This is a genomic window from Roseateles sp. P5_E8, from assembly GCF_054177665.1.
The window spans coordinates 81,888-102,286 of the sequence record NZ_JBGCUM010000002.1 but is presented as its reverse complement, the minus strand read 5'-3'; the positions used below and the strand labels follow the sequence as shown (position 1 = coordinate 102,286).

The following is a 20,399-nucleotide window of genomic DNA, read 5'->3' as shown; positions in this document are numbered from 1 at the left end:
ACAAACTTCATGCAACGACGCCATCTGATGCTTTCCCTCGCGGCCTTGCCCGCAGCGTTGACTTCGGCCGCCCGCGCCCAGGGCCAGCCGCCGCGCATCCTCGTCGGCTTCCCGGCCGGCGGTTCGCTGGACGCGACGGCGCGCCGCTTCGCCGAGTTCGCCCGCGGCAAGCAGGCCGAGACCGTGCTCGTCGAGCAGAAGGTGGGCGCCGGGGGGCGCATCGCCATCGCCGCGCTGAAGGACGCTGCGCCCGACGGCCAGACGATGCTGATCAGCCCGTCGTCCATGTTCACCATCTACCCGCATGCATACCGCAAGCTGGCCTACAACCCGGTGACCGACGTCATTCCCGTCGCGCCGCTGGCCCTGTCCACCTGCGGCTTCGGCGTCGGGCCCATGGTGCCGGCGACCGTCAAGACGCTGGCCCAGCTGGCCGACTGGTTCAAGGCCAACCCCGACAAGGCCGCCTACGGTTCGCCGGCTGCAGGCGCCATGCCGCATTTCCTGGGCAACCAGTTCTCGCACGCAGTCGGGCTCCAGTTGACGCATGCGCCCTACCGCGGCGCGGCGCCCGGCATGCAGGACCTGATGGGCGGCCAGATCGCGGCCGGCTGCTTCTCCATCGGCGACTTCCTGCCCCATCTCGCCTCCGGCCGCGTGCGCCTGCTCGGCGTGACCGACAAGGCCCGCTCACGCTTCGCGCCCGATGTGCCCACCTTCGAGGAGCAGGGCTTCAAGGGCATCGTCGGCGTGGAGAGCTATGGCCTCTTCGTACCGGCCAGGACGCCACAGGCTGTGGTCGACAAGCTCGCCGATCTGGCCCGCGCCGCCGTGCGCGAACCCACTGTCATCGAGGCGCTGGGCAAGCTCGGTTACGAGCCGCTGTCGCTGTCGCCGGCCGACTACGCCAGGCGCCTGGCGGCCGAACGCGACTACTGGGGGCCGGTCGTCAAGGCTTCGGGGTTCTCTTCCGACGATTAGCATGCCGGCTCCACTGACGGAGCTGCCCCAATGCCCTGGCGCCGACTGGCCATTGGCCTCGCTGTTTGCCTGACCCTGAACGCCGCGCAAGCGGCTTCTGACACCGCGCGCCTGCGTACGCTGTTGACCGAGCAGCAATACGCCGCCGCGCGCGTTGAACTTGCCGCGCTGCTGAGCGCTCCCCGGCCCAGCGCCGCCGAGCGCGAGCTCATCTACCAGTGGTTGTTTGCCCGCGACGACGGCGCCGCCATAGACCGCCGCACGCGCGATGTGCTGAAGGACGTGCAGGTGGACGCGGTCGACCTGCTGGCCGCCGGCCGCCTGGCCCTGGACCGGCGCGACTTCGAGCGCGCGAAGCAGTGCTTCGAGCGTGCGCTGCGCAAGGCCGTGCGCCCCGTCGACCAGGCGCAGGCCCTGCGCGGCCTGGGCCAGCGCCACTTCCAGCTGCGCGAGTTCGACGCGTCCCTGCAGAAGCTGGAGCAAGGCCTGGCCGCCGAGCGCACCGCCGACGGCCTCGCGGCGCTGGCCGACACGCTGATCCGCCTGGGCCGCACCGAGGACGCCATCGCCGCCGCCGAGGGCGCCGTTGCGCTGAACCGCCACCATGAGGCGGCCCACTACCTGCTCGGCAATGGCTACGCCCGCGAGAACTACACGCAGCTTGCCGCGCGCCTGGGCGCCGCCTTCGCGCCGCTGCTGGCCGACGTGCGGCGCGCGTCCGACGCCTTCGAGCAGGGCGATTTCGACACCGCGCTGCGCCTGAGCCTAGCGGTGCTGGAGCGTTGCCCGCAGTTGGGCCGGGCGCACGCTATCGCCGCCAAGGCGCTGGAGTCGCAGCGCTTCGCCGTCGACATCCACCGCACCGACTACGAGCGCCGCTTTGCCGCCACGCCCATGCCCGTCGTGCCGGGCATCGAGCGCTATGTGCTGAACTGGCAAGACCTGTCGCCCCGTCATCAGAAGCGCGTGGCCCTGTCCGTCGCGCCCTGGAAGGCCTTCATCCCCGTGCTGGTGGAGGGCGGCGCGCGGCACTTCATCAAGCCGATGTGGATGCGCCTGTCCGAGACGCCCGAGGCCCATGCGCTGAAGGACGCGCGCATCGACTACGACTCACGCCTGTGGGACGACGTGCGCGGCATGGGCGGCCACTTCACCGTGACCGGTGTTGAGGACGTCGAGCGCAGCATCTTCGACAAGTACAACACCGTGCTGCACGAGCTGACCCACCAGGTGCACGGCGTGTTGACGGCCAACCAGTCACGCGAGATCGAGGCGCTGTATCAAAAGGCCAAGGCGCGCGACGCCAAGACGCCCGACAAGGCCAATGCGGGCTTCCTGTCGCGCTACGCGGGTGGCTCGGTGTGGGAGTACTTCGCCGAGGGCGCCAACGCGGAGGCCTCGCCTAAGCGCGATGCGTTCGACGGCCGCGAGATCGTGCGCGAGCGCCTCATCGCCATGGACCCGGCGCTGCGCGCGCTGGTGAAGCGTTGCTTCGCCCAGCGCGACACGCGTGCCAGTCTGCCCATCGCACTGGTCAACGCCGGCAACCAGAAGCTCGAAGACGGCAAGCTCGCCGACGCCGTGCCGCTGCTCGACCGTGCGCTGTCGCTCGCGCCGGAAGACGAAAGTGCCCTGGCCGCGCGCCTGCGTGCGCTGGCGCTGGCAGGCAACGGCGCTGCCGCCCGCGAGCTGGCCGGCCGTGCGCTGGCCCGCCACCCGAACAGCGGCGCGCTGCGCGTGGCGGCGGCCGACGCGCTCTGGCATGGCGGCAGCCCGCTGGCGGCCGAGGTGCTGCCGGGTCTGTCACGCGGCATCGAGCAGTTGAAAGGCGAAGACCGCTTCCGCGTCGACCTCGCGCTGGCCGACCACCATCGCCGCCTGGGCGATGTGCCCCGGGCGCTGGCGGCCTACCAGGCCGTGCTGGCCTACCAGGGCGACCAGCCCGAAGCGCTGTGGGGCCGCGCGGCGACGCTGGCGCTCGATGGCCGCTGGGACGACGCCGTTGCGCAGTACGAGGCCGTGATCCGCCTGCGCACCGGCCTGCTCGCGCTGCGACGCGACTACGCGCTGGACCTGCTGCGCGCCGGCCGCCGCGAGCCGGCGCGGGCGCAGATCAAGGCCGCGCTGCTGCYGGACCCACGCGACCCCGACACGCTGGCTTTGCAGGCCTGGACGGCGCTGGCCGACGGCGATGCCGCCGCAGCGCAACGCGGCGCCACCGAGGCGCTGGCGCTGGGCCCCTGGAGTGACCTGGCCCTCATCGTGCAGGCCGGCGCGCTGCAGGCGCAAGGGAAGGGCGATGCCGCCCTGGCCGCGCTCGCGCCGTTGCAACGGCGCATCGCCGCCGCCACGCCGCCGAACTACGTCTATCGGCCCGAGAAGTCGGAGTGGCTGTCGGTGCACACGCTGCCCGCCGCCGAGCGCCGTGTCATGGAGTTGCTGGTCAAGTGAGAGCCTTTCTCCGGCGTCTGGAAGCCGCCCATCTGAACGGCCTGGCCGTCGCCCTGGGCGTGGCGGCGACGCACCTCGTCGTCGGCGCGCTGTTCGGCGAGACGGCCGGCCTCGCGGCCGTGGGCGGCGCCGTCTGCGCCAGCCTGACTGACGTGCCCAACCCGCCGCAGCGCGTGCTGCCGCGTGTGCTGCCCGCTGCCTTCGCTGCCGCCCTCGTCACGCTGCTGGTGGGCCTGGCCGACGGCTCGCTGGTGCTGACCGTGGCGCTCATCGCCGTCGTCGCCTTCCTGTCGTTGATGACGCTGGCCTGGGGCGCGCGCGCCGGGCCCATGTCCTTCTCTCCCGTGCTGGCCATGGTCTTCGCCATGGCGTGGGACCGCACGGCCGGCAGCACCTTGCCGGCCGAGCACGCGCTGTGGGTGGGCCTGGGCGGCTGCGTCTACGCCGGCTGGGCGCGCGGCGCGGCCGTGGTGCTGCGCCACCGGCTGCGCGAACTGGCGATGGTGCAGGCATTGCGTGCCACCGAGCGCCGCGTGCGCTCGCGCGCCCAGCGCATCGCCCTGGCCGTGGGCGCGGACGAAGCCCGCATCCGCGCCTCCATCGCCGACGACGTCGTGCTGGCCGACGCGTTGCAGGCCGCGCGCGACCAGGTCTTCGCCGCGCGCCGCTCGCCGCGCAGCCGCCGGCAGACCGACCTCGTGCTCGGCCTCATCGAGCTGCGCGACCTGCTGCTGGCCAGCCGGCTGGACACCGAGCTGCTGGGCCAGGACTTCCCCGGCCGCCAGTGGCGCGCCGCGCTGGCCGACACGCTGCGCCATCTGGCCGACGTGCTGGCCGCGCTGGCCGACACGCTGGCCTACGGCACACCGCTGCCCGAGGTGTCGGCCGAGGCCTGGCGCACCCAGCTCGCCAAGCGCCTGGCCGATATCCGCGCGCCGGCCGGCGACTCGCGCGGCCACCTCGTGTCGGCGCTGGAATCGCGCCTGGGCCACATGCTGGACGACGTCGGCGCCATGGTTGCCCGCCAGGCGCAGCGCGACGACGTCGACAGCCCCTGGACGCCCGAGAAGCTCGCGCCTTTCGTGTCGCCCGAGGGCTGGCCGCTGGCCGCGCTCAAGCCCCACCTGACGCTGCAGTCCAGCGTCATGCGGCACGCGCTGCGCTCGGCGCTGGCGCTGTCGTTTGCCTACTGGCTTGGCGCCTTGCTGCCGTGGGCGGCGCACCCGTTCTGGCTGATGCTCAGTGTCGCCGTCGTGCTGCGTGGCAACCTGGAGCAGACGCTGGCGCGCCGCAACGAACGGATCATCGGCACGGTGCAGGGCTGCCTGCTGGTGCTGCTGCTGGCCCATGTGGAATGGGTGCCGGCGCTCAGCGTGATCTTCATCGCAGCGGTGGGCACGGCCCATGCCTACGTGAACCGGCGCTACCGCGTCGCCGCCACGGCTGCCACGCTGATGGCGCTGCTGCAGCCGCTGATGCTGGACCCCACCAGCCACCCCTTCATCGGTGAGCGCCTGGCCGACACCTTCATCGGCGCGGGCCTGGCCTGGCTGTTCAGCTACGTGCTGCCGAGCTGGGAGCGCGCCGCCGTGCCGCGCCTTGGGTCGCAGCTGCGTGGTGCGCTGGCGCGGCATGCGGACAACATGCTGCGCTGGGCACCCAGCGCGGAGGACCAGGTCGCCCAGCGCCTGTCTCGCCAGCAGGCCTACGCCGCGCTTGCGGCCATGGCCGGGGCGGGCCAGCGCACGCGCGTGGAGCCCGAGAGCGTGCGCCTGCCCGACGCCCAGATCGAGTCCGCTTTAAGCCACGGCTACCGCCTGATGGCGCTGCTGGGCGCCGTGCAGCACCAGGTGCAGCGCCGCACCGGCCGGCTGGACGCCAGCAAGGCCGAGACCGCGCTGCCGCTGGCGCGCAAGGCCTGCGTGGACGTGCTCAAGGGCGAGCCCATGACCGGCACCGACCCGGCCGACACGCCCGATGGCGATGCCGGCGCCTGGCCCGAACATCTTGGCCAGCAAGACCTGACGCCGTGGCTGCTGAGGCGACTCAGACTGTGCCGTCACGAAGCGCGCGAATTCGTTGTTGCCCTCGACCAACTTCAACCCCTCGGAGAAAACTCATGAGCATCCAAACCCGCGCCGCCGTTGCCTGGAAGGCCGGCCAACCGCTGAGCATCGAAACGCTGGACCTGGCAGGCCCGGTCGACGGCGAAGTCCTTGTCGAGGTGAAAGCCACCGGCATCTGCCACACCGACGACTTCACGCTGTCGGGCGCCGACCCCGAAGGCCTCTTCCCCGCCGTGCTGGGCCACGAGGGCGCCGGTGTCGTGCTGGAGAGCAAGGTGCCCTGGCTGAAGGCGGGCGACCACGTCATTCCTCTGTACACGCCGGAATGCCGCGAGTGCAAGTTCTGCCTCAGCCGCAAGACCAACCTCTGCCAGTCCATCCGCGCCACGCAGGGCAAGGGCCTGATGCCCAACGGCACGTCGCGCTTCTCTCTGAACGGCGAGCCCATCTTTCACTACATGGGCACCAGCACGTTCTCCAACCACATCGTCGTGCCGGGCATCGCGCTGGCCAAGATCCGGCCCGACGCGCCCTTCGACAAGGTCTGCTACATCGGCTGCGGCGTGACGACCGGCGTGGGCGCGGTGCTCTACACGGCCAAGGTGGAGGCGGGCGCGACGGTCGTCGTCTTCGGCCTGGGCGGCATCGGCCTGAACGTCATCCAGGGCGCGAAGCTGGTGGGTGCCGGCAAGATCATTGGCGTCGACATCAACCCGGGCCGCGAGGCGATGGCGCGGCGCTTTGGCATGACCGATTTCATCAACCCCAAGGACGTGCCCAACGTCGTCGACGCCATCGTGCAGCTGACTGACGGCGGGGCGGACTACTCGTTCGAATGCGTCGGCAATGTGCAGCTGATGCGGCAGGCGCTGGAGTGCACGCACAAGGGCTGGGGTCGGAGCATCATCATCGGCGTGGCGCCTGCGGGTGCCGAGATCTCGACGCGGCCGTTCCAGCTTGTCACGGGCCGCAAGTGGGAAGGCTCGGCGTTTGGCGGTGCGCGTGGGCGGACCGATGTGCCGAAGATCGTCGACTGGTACATGGAAGGCAAGCTGCACATCGACGAGCTGATCACGCACAAGCTCAAGCTGGAGGACATCAACGAAGGGTTTGAGTTGATGCGGCGTGGGGAGTCGATTCGGTCGGTTGTGGAGTTCTGAGTTCTTGGTTGGTTGCTTTTGCGGGGAGTCGGTGTGACTCGGTGCATTGCCGGGAGTCCGTCCCGGCGGCCGGGTAACTTTCTTCTGCGGGGCCAGAAGAAAGTCACCAAAGAAGAGGCCCTTAACCGCACGCGAGCACCACGCCGCCGACAACGGCGCGCGAAAACGCTCACCTTCATTTCGGGCAGATGCGAGCCGCTGCGCTCTCGCTGCTGTCCTTGTGACGAGCGCCATAGCTCGCCCCTTCACGCCGCCTAACGTCGGCTGCACGCCGAACTCACCAGGGGATACCGCGTCGCTGGGGCGACGCCACAGGGGGTGAGCGCGCAGAGTCGCGTCGCCCGAGCGACGCTGTCTTCGGTATTTCTCGTGAGCCCGGCGTGCAGCCGCGCGTTAGGCGGCCTGCTGCGGCGATGGATGGTGCTGGTGACAAGGGCAGCAGCGAGAGCGCAGCGGCTCGCGTCGTCCCGCTCCACCACCGGCTGTTGCACGGCGCAGCTCGTGCAAGTGGTGCTGGTGTGCGGTTAAGGGCCTCTTCTTTGGTGACTTTCTTCTGGCCCCGTGTATAGACCGGAGACATGGGTAACACCCGTGCCAGGACATGGGTAACACCTTCTCAAGTGTCCAACAGCGGCTCACGCAGGTCGAACTGGGTGAAGCGCTGATGGCAGAAGTACACGTCATGCACGCCATCGCATCCACTTCTGGGACGAATGCCAATAGGCAGACCTTGCAGAGCGCTGGACACGTGCAGCTTGCGCCGCTGGAAGTGCACGAAGCCGTTCCAGCCCACGGTGACGACGCAGTCAGTGTCCGGGTACTCGATGGCGCGCAGCGTGGGTCCGTAGCGCACGTCGCTGGGTCGATAGCGCTGCACCGGCGCTTGCAAGCCCAACGCCTCGTGCGGCCGCTCGCAGTTGTAGCTCGGGCGCCAGGCGTCGAACGCGCGCTGCACGGCCTCGAAGTCCGTGAAGTGCCGCCCGGCCAGCACCTCCACGTCCAGCGTGCGATGGAAGCGCTCCAACTTGCCATTGGTCTGCGGGTGATAAGGGGCGCTGAAGCTCACCCGCACGCCTTGGCGGATCAGCCAGACCGCCAACTCGCTGAGGCTTTGGCCGCTGGCCTTGGGCGTCCCCCAGGGCGAGCCGTTGTCGGCATTGATGCGCAGCGGCAGCCCGTAGCGTTCGAAGGTCTGGACCAACTGTGCCTTCACCGAGGGCGTGTCCGTGCGCGTCAGCGCGTGCAGGCGCAGGTTGAAGCGCGAGTGGTCATCCAGCAGCGTGAGCGCTTGGCAGCGCCCGGCCAGCGTGGGGAAGTGTCCCTTGAAGTCGATTTGCCACAGGCTGTTGGGCGCGTCGTGCTCGAAGCGCTGCCAGGGCTGGGCGGCGAGGCTGGCCTCGGGCGTGATGAGCCCATGGCGATGCAGGATGTGCGTGACGGTGCTGGGGGCGACCTGCGCCTGGCCAAGGTCCGCCAGCCGTCTGGCGATCTTGCGGCCACCCCAGGCGGGGTGCGCGCGGCGCAGTGCGAGCACGGCTTGCTCGACGGCATCGCAACTGCGCGCGGGGCTGCTCAGCGGGCGGCGATGGCGGTCGTGCAAGGCCTGCACATCGCCCGCAGCGGCCTCGAAGCGGTTCAACCACTTGTAGCCCGTCTTGGGGCTGATGCCGAACTGGCGGCACAGCGCACGCACATTGGCGCCGTCCTGGCGAGCCAGGTGCACGAATTCTTGACGCAGGGACACGGTGCTCTTCTCCGTCCAGACCATGGGCTTCTTCCGGGGGCTTCAACACCCGAAAGCGTTACCCATGTCCTGGCACACCCGTTACCCATGTCCCCGGTCTATACAGCCCCGCAGAAGAAAGTTACCCCGCCGCCGGGCGGGACTCCCGGCAATGCACCGAGCAGACACGCAGCTACGAAAACGTAGTGCCCCTCCCCCCATTTTGCAATCCATGTGGGAAGCCACACTCGCCACCGCACGCCCACAGGCCTAAGCTGCCGCCCAACCCAGTTCCACTCGCAGAACTGACCGGAGCCGCGCATGCAAGCCACAGCCACAGCCACCCCAACCGGCCCACAGCCCTTCTACAAATCGCTGTACGCCCAGGTCATCACCGCCATCGTCATCGGCGTGCTGGTGGGCCACTTCTTCCCGCAGACGGGCGAGGCGCTCAAGCCGCTGGGCGACGGCTTCATCAAGCTGATCAAGATGATCATCGCGCCCATCATCTTCTGCACGGTGGTGGTGGGCATCGCCGGCATGGAGGACATGAAGCGCGTCGGCAAGACCGGTGGCTACGCGCTGCTGTACTTCGAGGTCGTGTCGACCATCGCCCTCATCGTCGGCCTCATCGTCGTCAACGTGCTGCAGCCGGGCGAGGGCATGCATGTCGACCCCAAGACGCTGGACACCAAGGGCATCGCCGCCTACACCGGGCCAGGCAAGCTGCAGGACACAGTGAGCTTCCTGCTTGCCATCATCCCGACGACGGTGGTGGACGCCTTCGCCAAGGGCGAGATGCTGCAGGTGCTGCTGATTGCGCTGCTGTTTGGCTTCGCGCTGCACCGCTTCGGCGGCCGCGGCACGCTGGTGTTCGACGGCATCGAGAAGACCTCGCACGTGCTGTTCGCCATCGTCGGCATGATCATGAAGATCGCCCCCATCGGTGCCTTCGGCGCGATGGCCTTCACCATCGGCAAGTACGGCCTGGGCTCGCTGGTGTCCCTCGCCAAGCTGATGGGCTCGTTCTATGCCACCTGCCTGATCTTCATCTTCATCGTGCTCGGCACCATCGCCAAGGCGCATGGCTTCTCGATCTGGAAGTTCATCAAGTACATCAAGGAAGAGCTGTTCATCGTGCTCGGCACCTCGTCCAGCGAGTCGGTGCTGCCGCGCATGATGGCCAAGCTGGAGAACCTGGGTGTGCGCAAGTCCACGGTCGGCCTGGTCATCCCGACCGGCTACTCCTTCAACCTCGACGGCACCTCCATCTACCTGACCATGGCCGCCGTCTTCATCGCCCAGGCCACCGACACGCCGATGACGCTGATGCAGCAGATCACGCTGCTGGGCGTGCTGCTGCTGACGAGCAAGGGCGCGGCGGGCGTGACGGGCAGCGGCTTCATCGTGCTGGCGGCCACGCTGTCGGCCGTCGGCCACGTGCCAGTCGAGGGGCTGGCGCTGATCCTGGGCATAGACCGATTCATGTCCGAAGCGCGCGCGCTGACCAACCTGATCGGCAACGGCGTGGCCACGGTCGTCGTCGGCAAGTGGACGGGCGACCTGGACACCGACCGCATGCATGCGGTGCTGAACAACGAGACCGAGGCCCAAGCCGAGGAGCCCGAGGAAGTTCTCGATAAAGTGGACCAACACATGGCGACTTGAAGGATGTAGATGGAACTGTTGTCGGAACACGGCTGCTTTGGCGGCACACAGCGCTTCCATCGCCACGAATCGGCCGAGATCGGCCTGCCCATGCGCTTTGCGCTGTTCGTGCCGCCGCAGCCGAAGGCGCTACTCGTCTTCCTCGCCGGGCTCACGTGCACCGAGGAGACCTTCACCACCAAGGCCGGTGCCCAGCGTCTCGCGGCCGAGTTGGGCCTGGCGCTGCTGATGCCCGACACCAGCCCGCGCGGCGCGAACGTGGCGGGTGAGAGCGAGGCCTGGGACTTCGGTGTCGGCGCCGGCTTCTACCTCGACGCGACGCAGGCGCCCTGGGCCAAACACTGGCGCATGGAGAGCTATCTGCTGAACGAACTGCTGCCGCTGGTGCAGCGCGAGACCGGCCTGACCAAGACCGGCCTGTTCGGCCACTCCATGGGTGGCCACGGCGCGCTGACGCTGGCGTTGCGCCACCCGGGGCGCTTCCAGTCGCTGTCCGCCTTCGCGCCCATCGCGGCACCGATGCGCTGCCCCTGGGGCCGCAAGGCCTTCAGCGGCTACCTGGGCGAGGACCGCGCTGGCTGGGCTGCTCACGACGCCAGCGAGCTGATGCAGTTGCAGCGCAGCGCGCCTTACCCCGGCGGCATCCTCATCGACCAGGGCCTGGGCGACAAGTTCCTGGCCGAGCAACTCCACCCCGAGGCCTTCGAGACCGCCTGCGCCACCGCCGGCCAGCCCTTGAACGTGCGCCGCCATGCCGGCTACGACCACGGCTACTACTTCATCGCCAGCTTCGTCGACGACCACCTGCGCCATCACGCCAGCCAGCTCGTTTGATGGTCCTTTGACTGTCGCCGCACGATCGTGCTAAATTTAGGGCATGGAAACCCGCACCGAGCGCGCCGAAGCCACGCTGGCCGCCATCGTCGACATGGCGCTGGCCATGGCCGCCGCTGAAGGCCTGGAGAGCCTGTCCATCGGCGAGGTCGCCAAGCGACTGGGGCTGTCCAAGAGCGGCGTGTTCTCGCGCGTCGGTTCGCGCGAGCAGCTGCAGGTGGCCGTGCTACTGGAGTACGACCGGCGCTTCCAGCAGTCCGTCTTCGTGCCCGCCATGAGCCAGCCGCGCGGCCTGCCGCGGCTGGACGCCATCATGCGCCGCTGGCTGGCCCGCGCCACCAACACCGATCGCACGTTGTCCTGCCTCTACACGGCGGGCGCATTCGAATACGACGACCGCGAAGGCCCCGTGCGCGATCAGCTGGAGGACGGCGTGCTGCGCCTGCGCGCCGCGCTGCGCCGCACGGTGCTGCAGGCCGTCGAGGCCGGCCACCTGAGCGCCGACCTGGACGCCGAGCAGTTCGTCTTCGAGATGGACGCGCTCTTCACCGGCCTGCTGCGCGACACACGCTTCCTGCGCGACCCGCTGGTGCACGAGCGCGGCATCAGGGCGTGGGAGCGCATGCTGGCCGCAGCGAAAGTGCCGGAATCCAGCCACTGAGTTTTTTTGCCAACATGTCGCACGGTCGTGCGAAATATGGAGCCCATGATGACCGCCCACAACCCCGCCGCCGCCTTCTTCGCCTCACCCGCCGCACGCGGCGTCGCCGCGCTGCTGCGTGGCCTGCACCATGTGTCGCCGGCCCTCGGCACGCGGCTGGCCATGGGCTTGTTCTTCACGCCCATGCCCACCAAGTGGCTGGCCCGCTCGCGCGCCGTGCCGCGGCCCTGGGTGGAGCGGCAACTGCCTTTCGAGGGCGGCCACATCAGCGTCTGGCAGCGCGGCGACCTGGAGCCCGGCCGACCCAAGGTGCTGCTGACCCACGGCTGGGCCGGTGATGCGCAGCAGATGCGCCCGCTGGCCGACACGCTGGCCGTCGCCGGCTTCGAGCCCGTGCTGCTGGACCTGCCGGCCCATGGCCGCAGCGGTGGCTGGCGCAGCAACCTGCTGCAGTGGGTGCGGGCGATGTTCGCCGTGACGGCGCGCTTCGGGCCCTGGGACGGCGTCGTGGCGCATTCCCTCGGCGCAATGGCGCTGTCGCATGCGCTGGCGCGCGGCCTGCCGGCCAGGCGCGTGGCGCTGATCGCGCTGGCGCCGCCGCCCTGGCAGTTCCTGCGCTGGTTCGCCGACGCGATGGGCACGGGCGAGAGCCTGGCGGCGCGCATGCGCGGCCGCTTCGAGCGTCGCGAGGGCGCGTCGCTGGGGCACTTCGAGCCCGCGTGGCTGGCCGAGCGCGTCGCACAGCCGACGCTGATCGTGCATGACCGCGGCGACGTGACGGCGCCTTTGATCGGTAGCGAGACGCTGCTGGCCGGCCTGCCCGCCGGCCGCCTGCACGTCACCGAGGGCCTGGGGCACCGCCGGCTGCTCAGCGATCCGGCCGTCATGCAGCAGGTGCTGGCCCACCTGTCCGCCACGTCGTCGCTGAAGGCGGTTTGAACCGCCGAGGGACAATCTGCTTTATGGCAGTCCTCTCCCTCACCAACGCCCACCTCGCTTTCGGCCACGTTGCCCTGCTCGATGGTGCCGGTTTCTCTCTCGAAGTCGGCGAGCGCGTCGGCCTCATCGGCCGCAACGGCACCGGCAAGTCCTCGCTGCTGAAGATCCTCGCCGGCCTTGAAAAGCTCGACGACGGCCTGCTGCAGCAGCAACAAGGCCTCACCAACGTCTATGTGCCGCAGGAGCCCATCCTGCGCGGCGACGCGACCATCTTCGACGTCATCAGCGAGGGCGTGGCCGAGGCCAAGGCGCTGCGTGAACGCTACGAGATCCACGACGAGAACGACGACCTGGCCTGGGTGCAGGAGCGCATCGAGCACATCGGCGCCTGGAACTGGGAGCAGCGCGTCGAAGAAACGCTGCACCGCCTGGACCTGGACGGCGAGCGCCTGGTCGGCAGCCTGTCCGGCGGCCTTAAGAAGCGCGTGGCGCTGGGCCGCGCGCTGGTCGCCCAGCCCGACGTGCTGCTGCTGGACGAGCCCACCAACCACCTGGACCTGGACGCCATCACTTGGCTGGAAGGCCTGCTGAACGACTTCAAGGGCTCGCTGCTGCTGATCACCCACGATCGCGCCTTCCTGGACAACGTCGCCAACCGCATCGTCGAGTTGGACCGCGGCCAGCTGCGCGGCTACCCCGGCAACTACGCCGCCTTCCAGGCCGCCAAGGCCTACGAGCTGGAGAACGAGGCGCTGTTCAACGCTCGCTTCGACAAGCTGCTGGCGCAGGAAGAGATCTGGATCCGCAAGGGCGTGGAAGCCCGCCGCACGCGCTCCGTCGCCCGCATCCAGCGCCTGGACGTGATGCGCCAGGCCCATGCGGCGCGGCGCGACGTGCAGGGCAAGGTCAGGCTGGACATCGACACCGGTGGCGCCAGCGGCAAGATCGTGGCCGAGCTGGAGGACGTGTGCAAGAGCTACGGCGAGCGCGCCATCGTGCGCGACTTCACCGCCACCATCCTGCGCGGCGACAAGGTCGGCCTCATCGGCCCCAACGGTGCCGGCAAGACGACGCTGCTGAAGATGATCCTCGGCGAGCTGGCGCCCGACAGCGGCGCCGTGCGCCTGGGCTCGAAGATGACGGTCGCCTATTTCGACCAGATGCGCGACACGCTCAACCTCGACGCGACGCTGGCCGACACCATCAGCCCGGGCTCGGAGTGGATCGAGATCGGCAACCAGAAGAAGCACGTCAAGAGCTACCTCGGCGACTTCCTGTTCTCGCCGGCGCGGGCCAACTCGCCGGTGCGCACGCTGTCGGGTGGCGAGCGCAACCGCCTGCTGCTGGCCCGCCTGTTCGCGCGGCCGGCCAACGTGCTGGTGCTGGACGAGCCCACCAACGACCTCGACATCGAGACGCTGGAGCTGCTGGAGGAACTGCTGGCCGAGTACGACGGCACCGTCTTCCTCGTCAGCCATGACCGGCGCTTCCTGGACAACGTCGTCACGTCCACGCTCGTGTACGAGGGTGACGCCCGCTGGCGCGAGTACGAAGGCAGCGTGCAGGACTGGCTGACGCAATCGAAGCGCGCCGCTGCACTGCAGGCGCAGGCGGCACCCAAGCCTGCGGCAGCGCCCACGCCGCCGCCCGCGCCTGAGCCCGCCCCGGTCGTCGCCAGCAAGCGCAAGCTCAGCTACAAGGAGCAGCGCGAGCTGGACGAGATCCCCAAGGCCATCGCCGCGCTGGAGGCCGAGCAGAAGCAGCTGAACGCGCTGATCGCCGGCAGCGAGCTGTACGCGCAGGGCGCTGCCCGCATCGCCGAAGTGACCGACCGCGCCGCCGCCATCGATGGCGAGCTGCTGGAGTTGATGGACCGGTGGGAAGTGTTGGAGGCGAAGTGAACGCCCTGCACCAGGAATGGCTGGCCTTGCAGAGCCAGCACGAGCGCTACGAGGCGCTGGCGCTGGGCGTGAAGCTGGCCGCCTTTGCCGCCGTGGTTCTGGTGCCTGACCCGCGCATCACGCTGCCGCTGCTGGCCCTGATGTGGCTGCAGGAGGGCGTGTTGAAGACCTTCCAGGGGCGCCTGGGTGACCGGTTGCTGGCCATCGAGCCGGCCTTGAAGTCGGGCGCAGACGCCGCAGCCATGCAGTTGCACAGCGACTGGGCCGCCCGCCGCCTGCGTGGCCTGGGGCTGGTGGCGCAATACCTGAAGAGCGCGCTGCGCCCGACGGTGGCGCTGCCCTATCCGCTGCTGATGGCGGTCTGCCTCTGGGCTTAGTTCGGTTGCAGCTGGTCCAGCGGGATCAACGCCGCCACGCCCTTGAGCTGCACCACCGTCTCGCCGGGGCGGTGCACCACGTACTGCGCCACATGGCGCTGGCCCTTGTAGCGCACGCTGTCGCCGGGCTTGATGACGGGTTGGGGCGGTGGCAGCACGATGCGCGCCGCCGCGCGGCTGCGCAGGCCGGTCGGGTCCTTGGCCATGGCGTCCAAAGAGCGCGCCAGCTCGGCCTTGAACTGCTCGGCCGTGAAGGGCTTCTTCAGCAGGAAATGCGCGCCCAGGGCCTGCGCCTCCTGCTCGCGCTCGGGCGTGATCTCGAAGCTCAGCAAGGCCAGATGCAGGCGCGGCTGCGCCGACTGCAGGCGCTGGAAGAGCTGGACGCCGTTCAGGCCTGCCTTAGCAAACCAGTCGGTGATGAGGAAGTCGGGTTTGAACTCCAGGCCCTGGGCCAGCGCGGCCTCGGGGTCGGCGCAGCAGCGGATGGCGTCGGCTGAGAAGCCCTGGCTTTGCAGCAACTGGCGGGCAAAGGACTGGACGCCGGCGAGAGGGTCAACAACAAGAAATTTCAAGGATTCGGTCATGGCCTCAAGGGGCCGCCAACTGCAGGCGGTCCGAGGGCGGATTTTGCCGGCAAGCGGCTGCCCGGCCGACGGCTAAACCCGGCCGGGCGTGACCTATTCGTCAGCCTTGCAGGCGGCAGAAATCGGCGCGCAGGCCTTGCGGTGTGCGGGCCAGATATAGCTGCACCGCGTCGGTGCCGGCACGGCTCAAGGTGTAAATGCCGTCGCTCAGACTGGGTGGTAGCACGCCGGTGAACGCGAGGCTGAACTGCTCGCCCGGCTGGCGGCTGGCCAGCGGCTGTACCGCCTGGAGCGTGACGGCGTGGCCGTCCACCTCGAAGGCCTGGCCGAGGTGGGCCTGCCAGCTGGCCTGGCCGGCGAGGGCGCCCAGGCTGGGGCGCACGGCGGCCAGCGCGGCCGTCGTGCCGGCGCCGGCCATGAACGCGGTCGCGCCGCTCTTCAGGAAATTGCGCTTGTTCAGCATGGCAGGCACTCCTCGGGGCTGCGGGCGGGGTGGGCCATGGCCTGGTAGAGGCCTTGGGGCTCACTCTCGGGAACAAAGCCCAGCCGCTCGTAGAGCCGCCGGGCGGGGTTGTGGGTCTCGACCTGGATGCTCAGGCGCCGACCGCCCTCGGCCAGCGCCTGCAAGCAGCGCGTGCCCAGGCCCCGGCCGCGCCAGGCGGGCAGCAGCGCAATGTCGAGGATGTGCAGGCGGTCGCCGCGCTCGTCGAGCCAGAGCCGGCCGGCAACTTCGCCCGCATTCACGACGATGAGCTGGCAGACCGAGCGCGGGAAATGCCGCGTGTAGTGCTGCTGCTGGGCGCCGTGCTGCTGGCGCACGAAGGCTTCGCATTGCTCGGCCGGCCAGCCGGTCAGCGCCAGCTCATCGGCCCGCGTGCTGGCGTAGATGGCGAGCTGCCAGGCCTCGTCGGCCGGTGTCGCCACGCGCAGGCAGTAGTCCATGCGCGATCTCAGCCGCGCGGAGGAAAAATGCCTTGCAGCGCGATGCAGAAGCGCAACCCGAGATAGGGCTGGCGGTTCTCATGCGGCAGGCCCCCGCCCGACACGCCCACCATGCTGGCCGCCATCTGCGCCGCGGCGCCCGGTGCGCGGTAGGCGCTGGCGCCATTGACGGGCGGCGCCATCATGGCGTCGATGGGGTTGGCGGCCAGGCCGGAGGCGCCGGCCCGCAGGTCGTGGTTGTGGGCCGGCATCTCGGCCTGGGTCAGCGTCACGCTGGCCTGGCCGGCGTCTTCGCCGAGGAAGCGGTCGCTCAGGCCCGGCCCCTGGCCTGGCGCCATCGCGAAGCGCCCGCCGAGTTGGGGCAGTGCGAAGGTGGACTTGCCGTTGCCGCCATAGTTGGTGCCGAGCAGCGAGAAGAGGGCGGTGTTCTGGGAGATCGGCAGCAACTGGCCGTCGCAACTGGCCCAGCCGCGGGGCACGAAGCCGAAGGGCAGCACGCGAACTTCGGCGACGAAGGGATCGGACATGTCGTGCTCCTCAAGCTTGCGGCGGGAAGATGCCGAACAGCGAAATGATGTAGTTCAGCGCCAGCGTCGGGCCCATGTTGACGTGGGGCTGGGAGGCGCCGCTGCTGCCGATGGCGCCGGCCGCCATGGCCGTGCTGCCGGCGCCGGTGTCGTAGCTGTTGACGGCGGTCGTGGCCAGCAGGGCGCCGCCGGGGCTGCCCATGGTGGCCGCCGCGCTGCTGGCATTCATGGCGTGGCTGTGCTGGGGCATCTGGGCCAGCGTCAGCGTGACGGCTTCGCTGCCGCCGACTTCGCCGATGACGCGGCTGCTGAGGCCCGCGCCCCGGCCCTGGTGCACCGGCACGCGGCCGCGCAGGTCGGGCAACGCAAAGGTCTGCACACCATCGCCGCCGTAGGTCGTGCCGATCAGGTTGAACAGCGCGTCGTTCTCGGCAATCGAGATCAACTGGCCCTGACACAGGGCCCAGCCGGCGGGCGCGAAGTTGCCGCCGAAGAGGCGGATTTCGCCTATGAAGGGATTGGACATGGCGGCTCCTGTGTGGCTCTAGTCGCGGCTGGGGAAGATGCCCTGCATGGCGATGACCCAGTTCAAGACGACGTAGGGCTGCATGTTCTCGTGCGGCTGGCCGCCGCCCTTCGTGGCAATGGCGGTGGCGCCCATCACGGCGCCACTGCCGGCCGGTGCGTAGCGGTTGATGCCGCCGCGTGGCTTGGCGGCCGGCACGGCGCCGCCGGGGACGCTGGCGTTGGCCAGGTCGTTGGTGGCGGTCAGCGTGTGGCTGTGGGCCGGCATCTGGGCCGGCGTCAGCGCGACGGCCTCGGCGCCGCCCCGCTCGCCCAGGCTCACGGCCGCGTCGCCGCCTACATGCATGGGTGAGCGGCCGCGCAGGTCCGGCAGGGCGAAGTTGCTCTGCCCGTTGCCGCCATAGGTCGTGCCCAGCAGCGCAAACAGCGCCTGGTTCTGGCTGATGGGCAGCAACTGGCCATCGCACAGCGCCCAGCGCCGCGGCGCGTAGCCGAAGCTCACCAACTTGAGTTCACCGAGGAAGGGATCGGCCATGGGGCGCTCCTGCTAACTGAACACGGCTTCGTAGTGCAGGCCGGTGGCGCGGCGCGCCACGGGCACGAGGAAGATCTCCATCGCGCCCTCCTGCGGGTGCTCGAGCCGGTAGATGCTTTGCGGCAACGCCGGCTCGGCCGCGGCCTCGAAGGTCAGGCTGAAGGGCTGGCGGCCGCCCGGCACCGCGCCGCCACAGGCGCGGGCCTCGATGAGCTGGGCCGGCAGGCCGGCGTCGTCGCCCAGGCGCAGCGTGAAGCGGCTGCCAACCAGCGGCTCGAAGCGCGCCAGCGTGAAGGGGTCGACGTCGATCACGAAGTGCCTCGGGCGCGCCGCAGCAAGGGCAGCAAACCAGCGGCGAGCAGCAGCCAGCTGGCGGGCTCCGGCACCGGCGTGGTCAGCAGGTCGATGCGGAACTCGGCGTAGCTGTCGGCCTCGCCGCCGGGGCGCTGCACGAACACGAGACTGTCGAGGTTGAAGCGGATCGTCTGGGCGCCCGCCAGCTGCACGAGGCTGGCCGGGTCGGCGGGGCTGAGCAGGCCGCTGAAGCCCGATGTGGCATAGCCGTCGAAGGCGTAGACCGCAAAGCCGGTGATGGCCTGGCCGGTGATGGCGAGGCCGCTGATCTCGTAGCGGGCGGCGCTGCCACCGGCGCCGAGATAACCGGTCGTCCACACGTCACCGGTCACGTCGCCGACGGCGGCGCGGATCAGGATGGAGTTGCCGGAGAAGGAGACACGCTCGTTGTCCAGCATGAAACCGCTGATGTCGCCCGTGCCGCCCAGGTTGCCGGCGAGCACGCCGCCGGCGAGGTCGGCGACCGTGACGGTCTGCGTCAACAAGATCGGGCTGGGGCCGCCTGCAGTCGTGCCGCCGGGGGCAATCAGCGTGACCGTGACGTCAGCGGCGAAATCGGCGTGGGCCGACAGCGAGGCCAGCGCCAGAAACAGTGCGCCGAGCTGGTGACCCAGGCGCAATCGGATGCTGGACATGGCCGTCTCCCCTTGTGTTGTGCAAGGGCAGTGGACGCCTGCCGGACCCGCAGCGCCATAGGGCGGTCACCGGAACGGGGGACAAGGAGTTAGGGGGGCGCTGTGGGGCCGCGGATGTCGTCCACGCAGGCGCGCAGCTGGCGCCAGAAGGCCGGGTCCTGCGACGTGGCCATGTTGACGCGCATCAGCGAGCCGGGGCAGCGCGTGGCGCTGAAGAGGGCGCCGGGCGCCGTCAGCCAGCCGGCGTCCAGCAGCGGCTGGGCCAGGCGCTCGGTGTCCACGCCCACGTCCAGCCAGCCGAACAGGCCGTCGGGCGGCGCGGCCCATTTGAAGCCCTGCCGGGTGGCCAACGTCGCCACGCGCTGGCGTGCCTGGTCCAGGCGTTCGCGCAGGCGCTGCGCGTGGCGGCGCAGGCGGCCCTGCTCCAGGCACAGCGCCACGGCGCGCTCCAGCACGGGCGAGCTGGTCAGGCCGTCCAGCAGCTTGGTGTCGGTCAGCGCGGCCAGCCGCTCGGGCGCGGCGGCCAGGTAGCCCACGCGCCAGGCCGGCGTCAGCACCTTGGAGAAGCCGCCCACGTAGACGACGCGGCGCAGGCCGTCCAGCGCCGCCAGGCGCGGCAGGTGCTCGGGCGCGAGGAAGCCGTAGCTGTCGTCCTCGACGATGGAGAAGTCATGCTCGTCGGCCAGGCGCAGCAGCCGGTGGGCGGTGGCCAGGTCGATGCTGTGGCCGGTCGGGTTGTGCAGCACCGACACGGTCAGGTAGGCGCGCGGCGCGTGTTCCCTGGCCAGCGCGGCCAGCACTTCGAGATTCGGCCCCTGGGCGCTGCGCGGCACGGGCAGCAGCCGGATGCCGGCCTGCGTCAGGCGCGCAAAGATGATGGCCCAGCCCGGGTCGTCGACGAGCACCGCGTCGCCTGGCTGCAGCTGGGTGCGGATGAGCAGGTCCAGCGCATGCGTGGCGCCGTTGGTGGTCAGGATCTGCGCCGGGCTGGCGTGGATGCCGAGGTCGGCCAGCCGCTGCGACAAGGCCAGGCGCAGGCGCTCGTCGCCGCTGGGGTCGCCGTAGCTCGTCTGCAGGGACTGCTCCTGGCCGCCGTGCAGCCGCCGCAGCGCGGACTGCAGCAGCGTCGGGTCCAGCCAGTCGGCCGGCAGCGTGCCCAGGCCGGGCGAGCGCGCCGCGTCGGCCTCGAACATGCCGCGGATCAGGGCCGTCGCGTCCATGGGCGCCTGGCGCGGCAGCGCCGTGGCAGGGCGCGCGCTGCGGGCGGCCGTTGCCACGGGCCGGTGCTCGCGCACGAAGAAGCCGCGCTGGCGCCGCGCCTCCAGCAGGCCGGCGGCCTGCAGCTGGTCATAGGCGGCAACGACGGTGTGCGGGCTGACGCCGTGCTGGCGCGCGCAGTCGCGCACCGAGGGCAGGCGGGCGCCGGGCAGCAGCAGTCGTTCGCGGATGCGCTGGGCGTAGCGCTCGGCCAGCTGGCCGGCCAGCGGCTGGCTGGCGTCGCGCTGCAGCGGCGGGTGTGTACCGGTGGGCATGGCA

20 protein-coding genes are annotated in these 20,399 nt (G+C 70.1%); 10 read left to right on the top strand and 10 right to left on the bottom strand.

Annotated elements, in window-relative coordinates:
- Nucleotides 1-9 precede the first annotated feature (9 nt).
- Genes ACXRVZ_RS01785 through ACXRVZ_RS01770 form a run of 4 tightly spaced genes read left to right on the top strand, consistent with a single transcriptional unit; the run spans nt 10 to nt 6,658 of the window.
- On the top strand, nt 10-981 hold the full coding sequence (locus tag ACXRVZ_RS01785) for a Bug family tripartite tricarboxylate transporter substrate binding protein (protein WP_457418965.1): 972 nt from the start codon (nt 10-12) through the stop codon (nt 979-981).
- 30 nt (nt 982-1,011) lie between these two features.
- Entirely contained in the window at nt 1,012-3,432 is a 2,421-nt protein-coding gene (locus ACXRVZ_RS01780; protein WP_458232157.1) for a tetratricopeptide repeat protein, read from the top strand.
- Nucleotides 3,429-5,555, top strand: coding sequence for an FUSC family protein (locus tag ACXRVZ_RS01775; RefSeq protein WP_457418961.1), 2,127 nt, complete (start codon nt 3,429-3,431; stop codon nt 5,553-5,555). Before ACXRVZ_RS01780 ends, ACXRVZ_RS01775 begins: the two co-directional genes overlap by 4 nt.
- A gap of 2 nt (nt 5,556-5,557) precedes the next feature.
- The gene (locus ACXRVZ_RS01770; RefSeq protein WP_457419225.1) at nt 5,558-6,658 is read left to right on the top strand and encodes an S-(hydroxymethyl)glutathione dehydrogenase/class III alcohol dehydrogenase; all 1,101 of its coding nucleotides are present in this window, start codon (nt 5,558-5,560) and stop codon (nt 6,656-6,658) included.
- 616 nt (nt 6,659-7,274) lie between these two features.
- On the opposite strand, the gene ACXRVZ_RS01765 is transcribed toward ACXRVZ_RS01770, so the two are convergent.
- Nucleotides 7,275-8,426, bottom strand: coding sequence for an IS481 family transposase (locus ACXRVZ_RS01765; RefSeq protein ID WP_457418959.1), 1,152 nt, complete (start codon nt 8,424-8,426; stop codon nt 7,275-7,277).
- A gap of 276 nt (nt 8,427-8,702) precedes the next feature.
- Here ACXRVZ_RS01765 and ACXRVZ_RS01760 point away from each other — a divergent pair, with 276 nt between their 5' ends.
- Genes ACXRVZ_RS01760 through ACXRVZ_RS01735 form a run of 6 tightly spaced genes read left to right on the top strand, consistent with a single transcriptional unit; the run spans nt 8,703 to nt 14,761 of the window.
- Nucleotides 8,703-10,049 (top strand): dicarboxylate/amino acid:cation symporter, encoded by a 1,347-nt coding sequence (locus tag ACXRVZ_RS01760; RefSeq protein WP_457418957.1) that lies wholly within the window; start codon nt 8,703-8,705, stop codon nt 10,047-10,049.
- A 9-nt stretch (nt 10,050-10,058) separates the two neighbouring features.
- On the top strand, nt 10,059-10,883 hold the full coding sequence (gene fghA, locus ACXRVZ_RS01755; protein WP_457418955.1) for an S-formylglutathione hydrolase: 825 nt from the start codon (nt 10,059-10,061) through the stop codon (nt 10,881-10,883).
- Between the two features lie 43 nt (nt 10,884-10,926).
- Nucleotides 10,927-11,544 carry a TetR/AcrR family transcriptional regulator gene (locus ACXRVZ_RS01750; RefSeq protein ID WP_457418953.1) on the top strand — a complete coding sequence of 206 codons (618 nt, stop codon included), beginning with the start codon at nt 10,927-10,929 and terminating at the stop codon, nt 11,542-11,544.
- Between the two features lie 48 nt (nt 11,545-11,592).
- The gene (locus ACXRVZ_RS01745) at nt 11,593-12,483 is read left to right on the top strand and encodes an alpha/beta fold hydrolase (RefSeq protein WP_457418951.1); all 891 of its coding nucleotides are present in this window, start codon (nt 11,593-11,595) and stop codon (nt 12,481-12,483) included.
- Nucleotides 12,484-12,506: 23 nt separating this feature from the next.
- Nucleotides 12,507-14,384: an ATP-binding cassette domain-containing protein gene (locus ACXRVZ_RS01740; protein WP_457418949.1), complete on the top strand. Its 1,878-nt coding sequence runs from the start codon at nt 12,507-12,509 to the stop codon at nt 14,382-14,384.
- Nucleotides 14,381-14,761: a hypothetical protein gene (locus ACXRVZ_RS01735; protein WP_457418947.1), complete on the top strand. Its 381-nt coding sequence runs from the start codon at nt 14,381-14,383 to the stop codon at nt 14,759-14,761. The genes ACXRVZ_RS01740 and ACXRVZ_RS01735 overlap by 4 nt, the downstream gene beginning before the upstream one ends.
- Here ACXRVZ_RS01735 and ACXRVZ_RS01730 read toward each other — a convergent pair.
- The 9 genes from ACXRVZ_RS01730 to ACXRVZ_RS01690 all read right to left on the bottom strand — a co-directional run bounded on the left by ACXRVZ_RS01730 (nt 14,758) and on the right by ACXRVZ_RS01690 (nt 20,395).
- Nucleotides 14,758-15,333: a response regulator gene (locus ACXRVZ_RS01730; RefSeq protein WP_457418945.1), complete on the bottom strand. Its 576-nt coding sequence runs from the start codon at nt 15,331-15,333 to the stop codon at nt 14,758-14,760. The two genes, ACXRVZ_RS01735 and ACXRVZ_RS01730, sit on opposite strands and share 4 nt — an antisense overlap.
- Nucleotides 15,334-15,445: 112 nt before the next feature.
- The gene (locus tag ACXRVZ_RS01725; protein ID WP_457418943.1) at nt 15,446-15,808 is read right to left on the bottom strand and encodes a DUF6916 family protein; all 363 of its coding nucleotides are present in this window, start codon (nt 15,806-15,808) and stop codon (nt 15,446-15,448) included.
- Nucleotides 15,802-16,287: a GNAT family N-acetyltransferase gene (locus ACXRVZ_RS01720; RefSeq protein ID WP_457418941.1), complete on the bottom strand. Its 486-nt coding sequence runs from the start codon at nt 16,285-16,287 to the stop codon at nt 15,802-15,804. The genes ACXRVZ_RS01725 and ACXRVZ_RS01720 overlap by 7 nt, the downstream gene beginning before the upstream one ends.
- Nucleotides 16,288-16,295: 8 nt before the next feature.
- Nucleotides 16,296-16,814 (bottom strand): phage tail protein, encoded by a 519-nt coding sequence (locus ACXRVZ_RS01715; RefSeq protein ID WP_457418939.1) that lies wholly within the window; start codon nt 16,812-16,814, stop codon nt 16,296-16,298.
- 10 nt (nt 16,815-16,824) lie between these two features.
- Nucleotides 16,825-17,340: a phage tail protein gene (locus tag ACXRVZ_RS01710; protein WP_457418937.1), complete on the bottom strand. Its 516-nt coding sequence runs from the start codon at nt 17,338-17,340 to the stop codon at nt 16,825-16,827.
- 18 nt (nt 17,341-17,358) lie between these two features.
- Complete coding sequence (locus tag ACXRVZ_RS01705; RefSeq protein ID WP_457418935.1) at nt 17,359-17,874, bottom strand: phage tail protein; 516 nt, start codon at nt 17,872-17,874, stop codon at nt 17,359-17,361.
- 12 nt (nt 17,875-17,886) lie between these two features.
- The gene (locus ACXRVZ_RS01700; protein WP_457418934.1) at nt 17,887-18,186 is read right to left on the bottom strand and encodes a DUF6916 family protein; all 300 of its coding nucleotides are present in this window, start codon (nt 18,184-18,186) and stop codon (nt 17,887-17,889) included.
- Nucleotides 18,183-18,863 (bottom strand): hypothetical protein, encoded by a 681-nt coding sequence (locus ACXRVZ_RS01695; protein ID WP_457418932.1) that lies wholly within the window; start codon nt 18,861-18,863, stop codon nt 18,183-18,185. The genes ACXRVZ_RS01700 and ACXRVZ_RS01695 overlap by 4 nt, the downstream gene beginning before the upstream one ends.
- Nucleotides 18,864-18,952: 89 nt before the next feature.
- A complete protein-coding gene (locus ACXRVZ_RS01690) occupies nt 18,953-20,395 on the bottom strand; it encodes an aminotransferase-like domain-containing protein (RefSeq protein WP_457418930.1) in 1,443 nt (480 codons plus the stop codon).
- Between the last annotated feature and the right edge of the window lie 4 nt (nt 20,396-20,399).

Coding starts and splice junctions, on each gene's coding strand:
- ACXRVZ_RS01785 (WP_457418965.1), top strand. CDS start 10: ATGCAACGACGCCATCTGATGCTTTCCCTCGCGGCCTTGCCCGCAGCG.
- ACXRVZ_RS01765 (WP_457418959.1), bottom strand. CDS start 8,426: ATGGTCTGGACGGAGAAGAGCACCGTGTCCCTGCGTCAAGAATTCGTG.
- ACXRVZ_RS01760 (WP_457418957.1), top strand. CDS start 8,703: ATGCAAGCCACAGCCACAGCCACCCCAACCGGCCCACAGCCCTTCTAC.
- fghA (WP_457418955.1), top strand. CDS start 10,059: ATGGAACTGTTGTCGGAACACGGCTGCTTTGGCGGCACACAGCGCTTC.
- ACXRVZ_RS01750 (WP_457418953.1), top strand. CDS start 10,927: ATGGAAACCCGCACCGAGCGCGCCGAAGCCACGCTGGCCGCCATCGTC.
- ACXRVZ_RS01745 (WP_457418951.1), top strand. CDS start 11,593: ATGACCGCCCACAACCCCGCCGCCGCCTTCTTCGCCTCACCCGCCGCA.
- ACXRVZ_RS01740 (WP_457418949.1), top strand. CDS start 12,507: ATGGCAGTCCTCTCCCTCACCAACGCCCACCTCGCTTTCGGCCACGTT.
- ACXRVZ_RS01725 (WP_457418943.1), bottom strand. CDS start 15,808: ATGCTGAACAAGCGCAATTTCCTGAAGAGCGGCGCGACCGCGTTCATG.
- ACXRVZ_RS01720 (WP_457418941.1), bottom strand. CDS start 16,287: ATGGACTACTGCCTGCGCGTGGCGACACCGGCCGACGAGGCCTGGCAG.
- ACXRVZ_RS01715 (WP_457418939.1), bottom strand. CDS start 16,814: ATGTCCGATCCCTTCGTCGCCGAAGTTCGCGTGCTGCCCTTCGGCTTC.
- ACXRVZ_RS01710 (WP_457418937.1), bottom strand. CDS start 17,340: ATGTCCAATCCCTTCATAGGCGAAATCCGCCTCTTCGGCGGCAACTTC.
- ACXRVZ_RS01705 (WP_457418935.1), bottom strand. CDS start 17,874: ATGGCCGATCCCTTCCTCGGTGAACTCAAGTTGGTGAGCTTCGGCTAC.
- ACXRVZ_RS01695 (WP_457418932.1), bottom strand. CDS start 18,863: ATGTCCAGCATCCGATTGCGCCTGGGTCACCAGCTCGGCGCACTGTTT.
- ACXRVZ_RS01690 (WP_457418930.1), bottom strand. CDS start 20,395: ATGCCCACCGGTACACACCCGCCGCTGCAGCGCGACGCCAGCCAGCCG.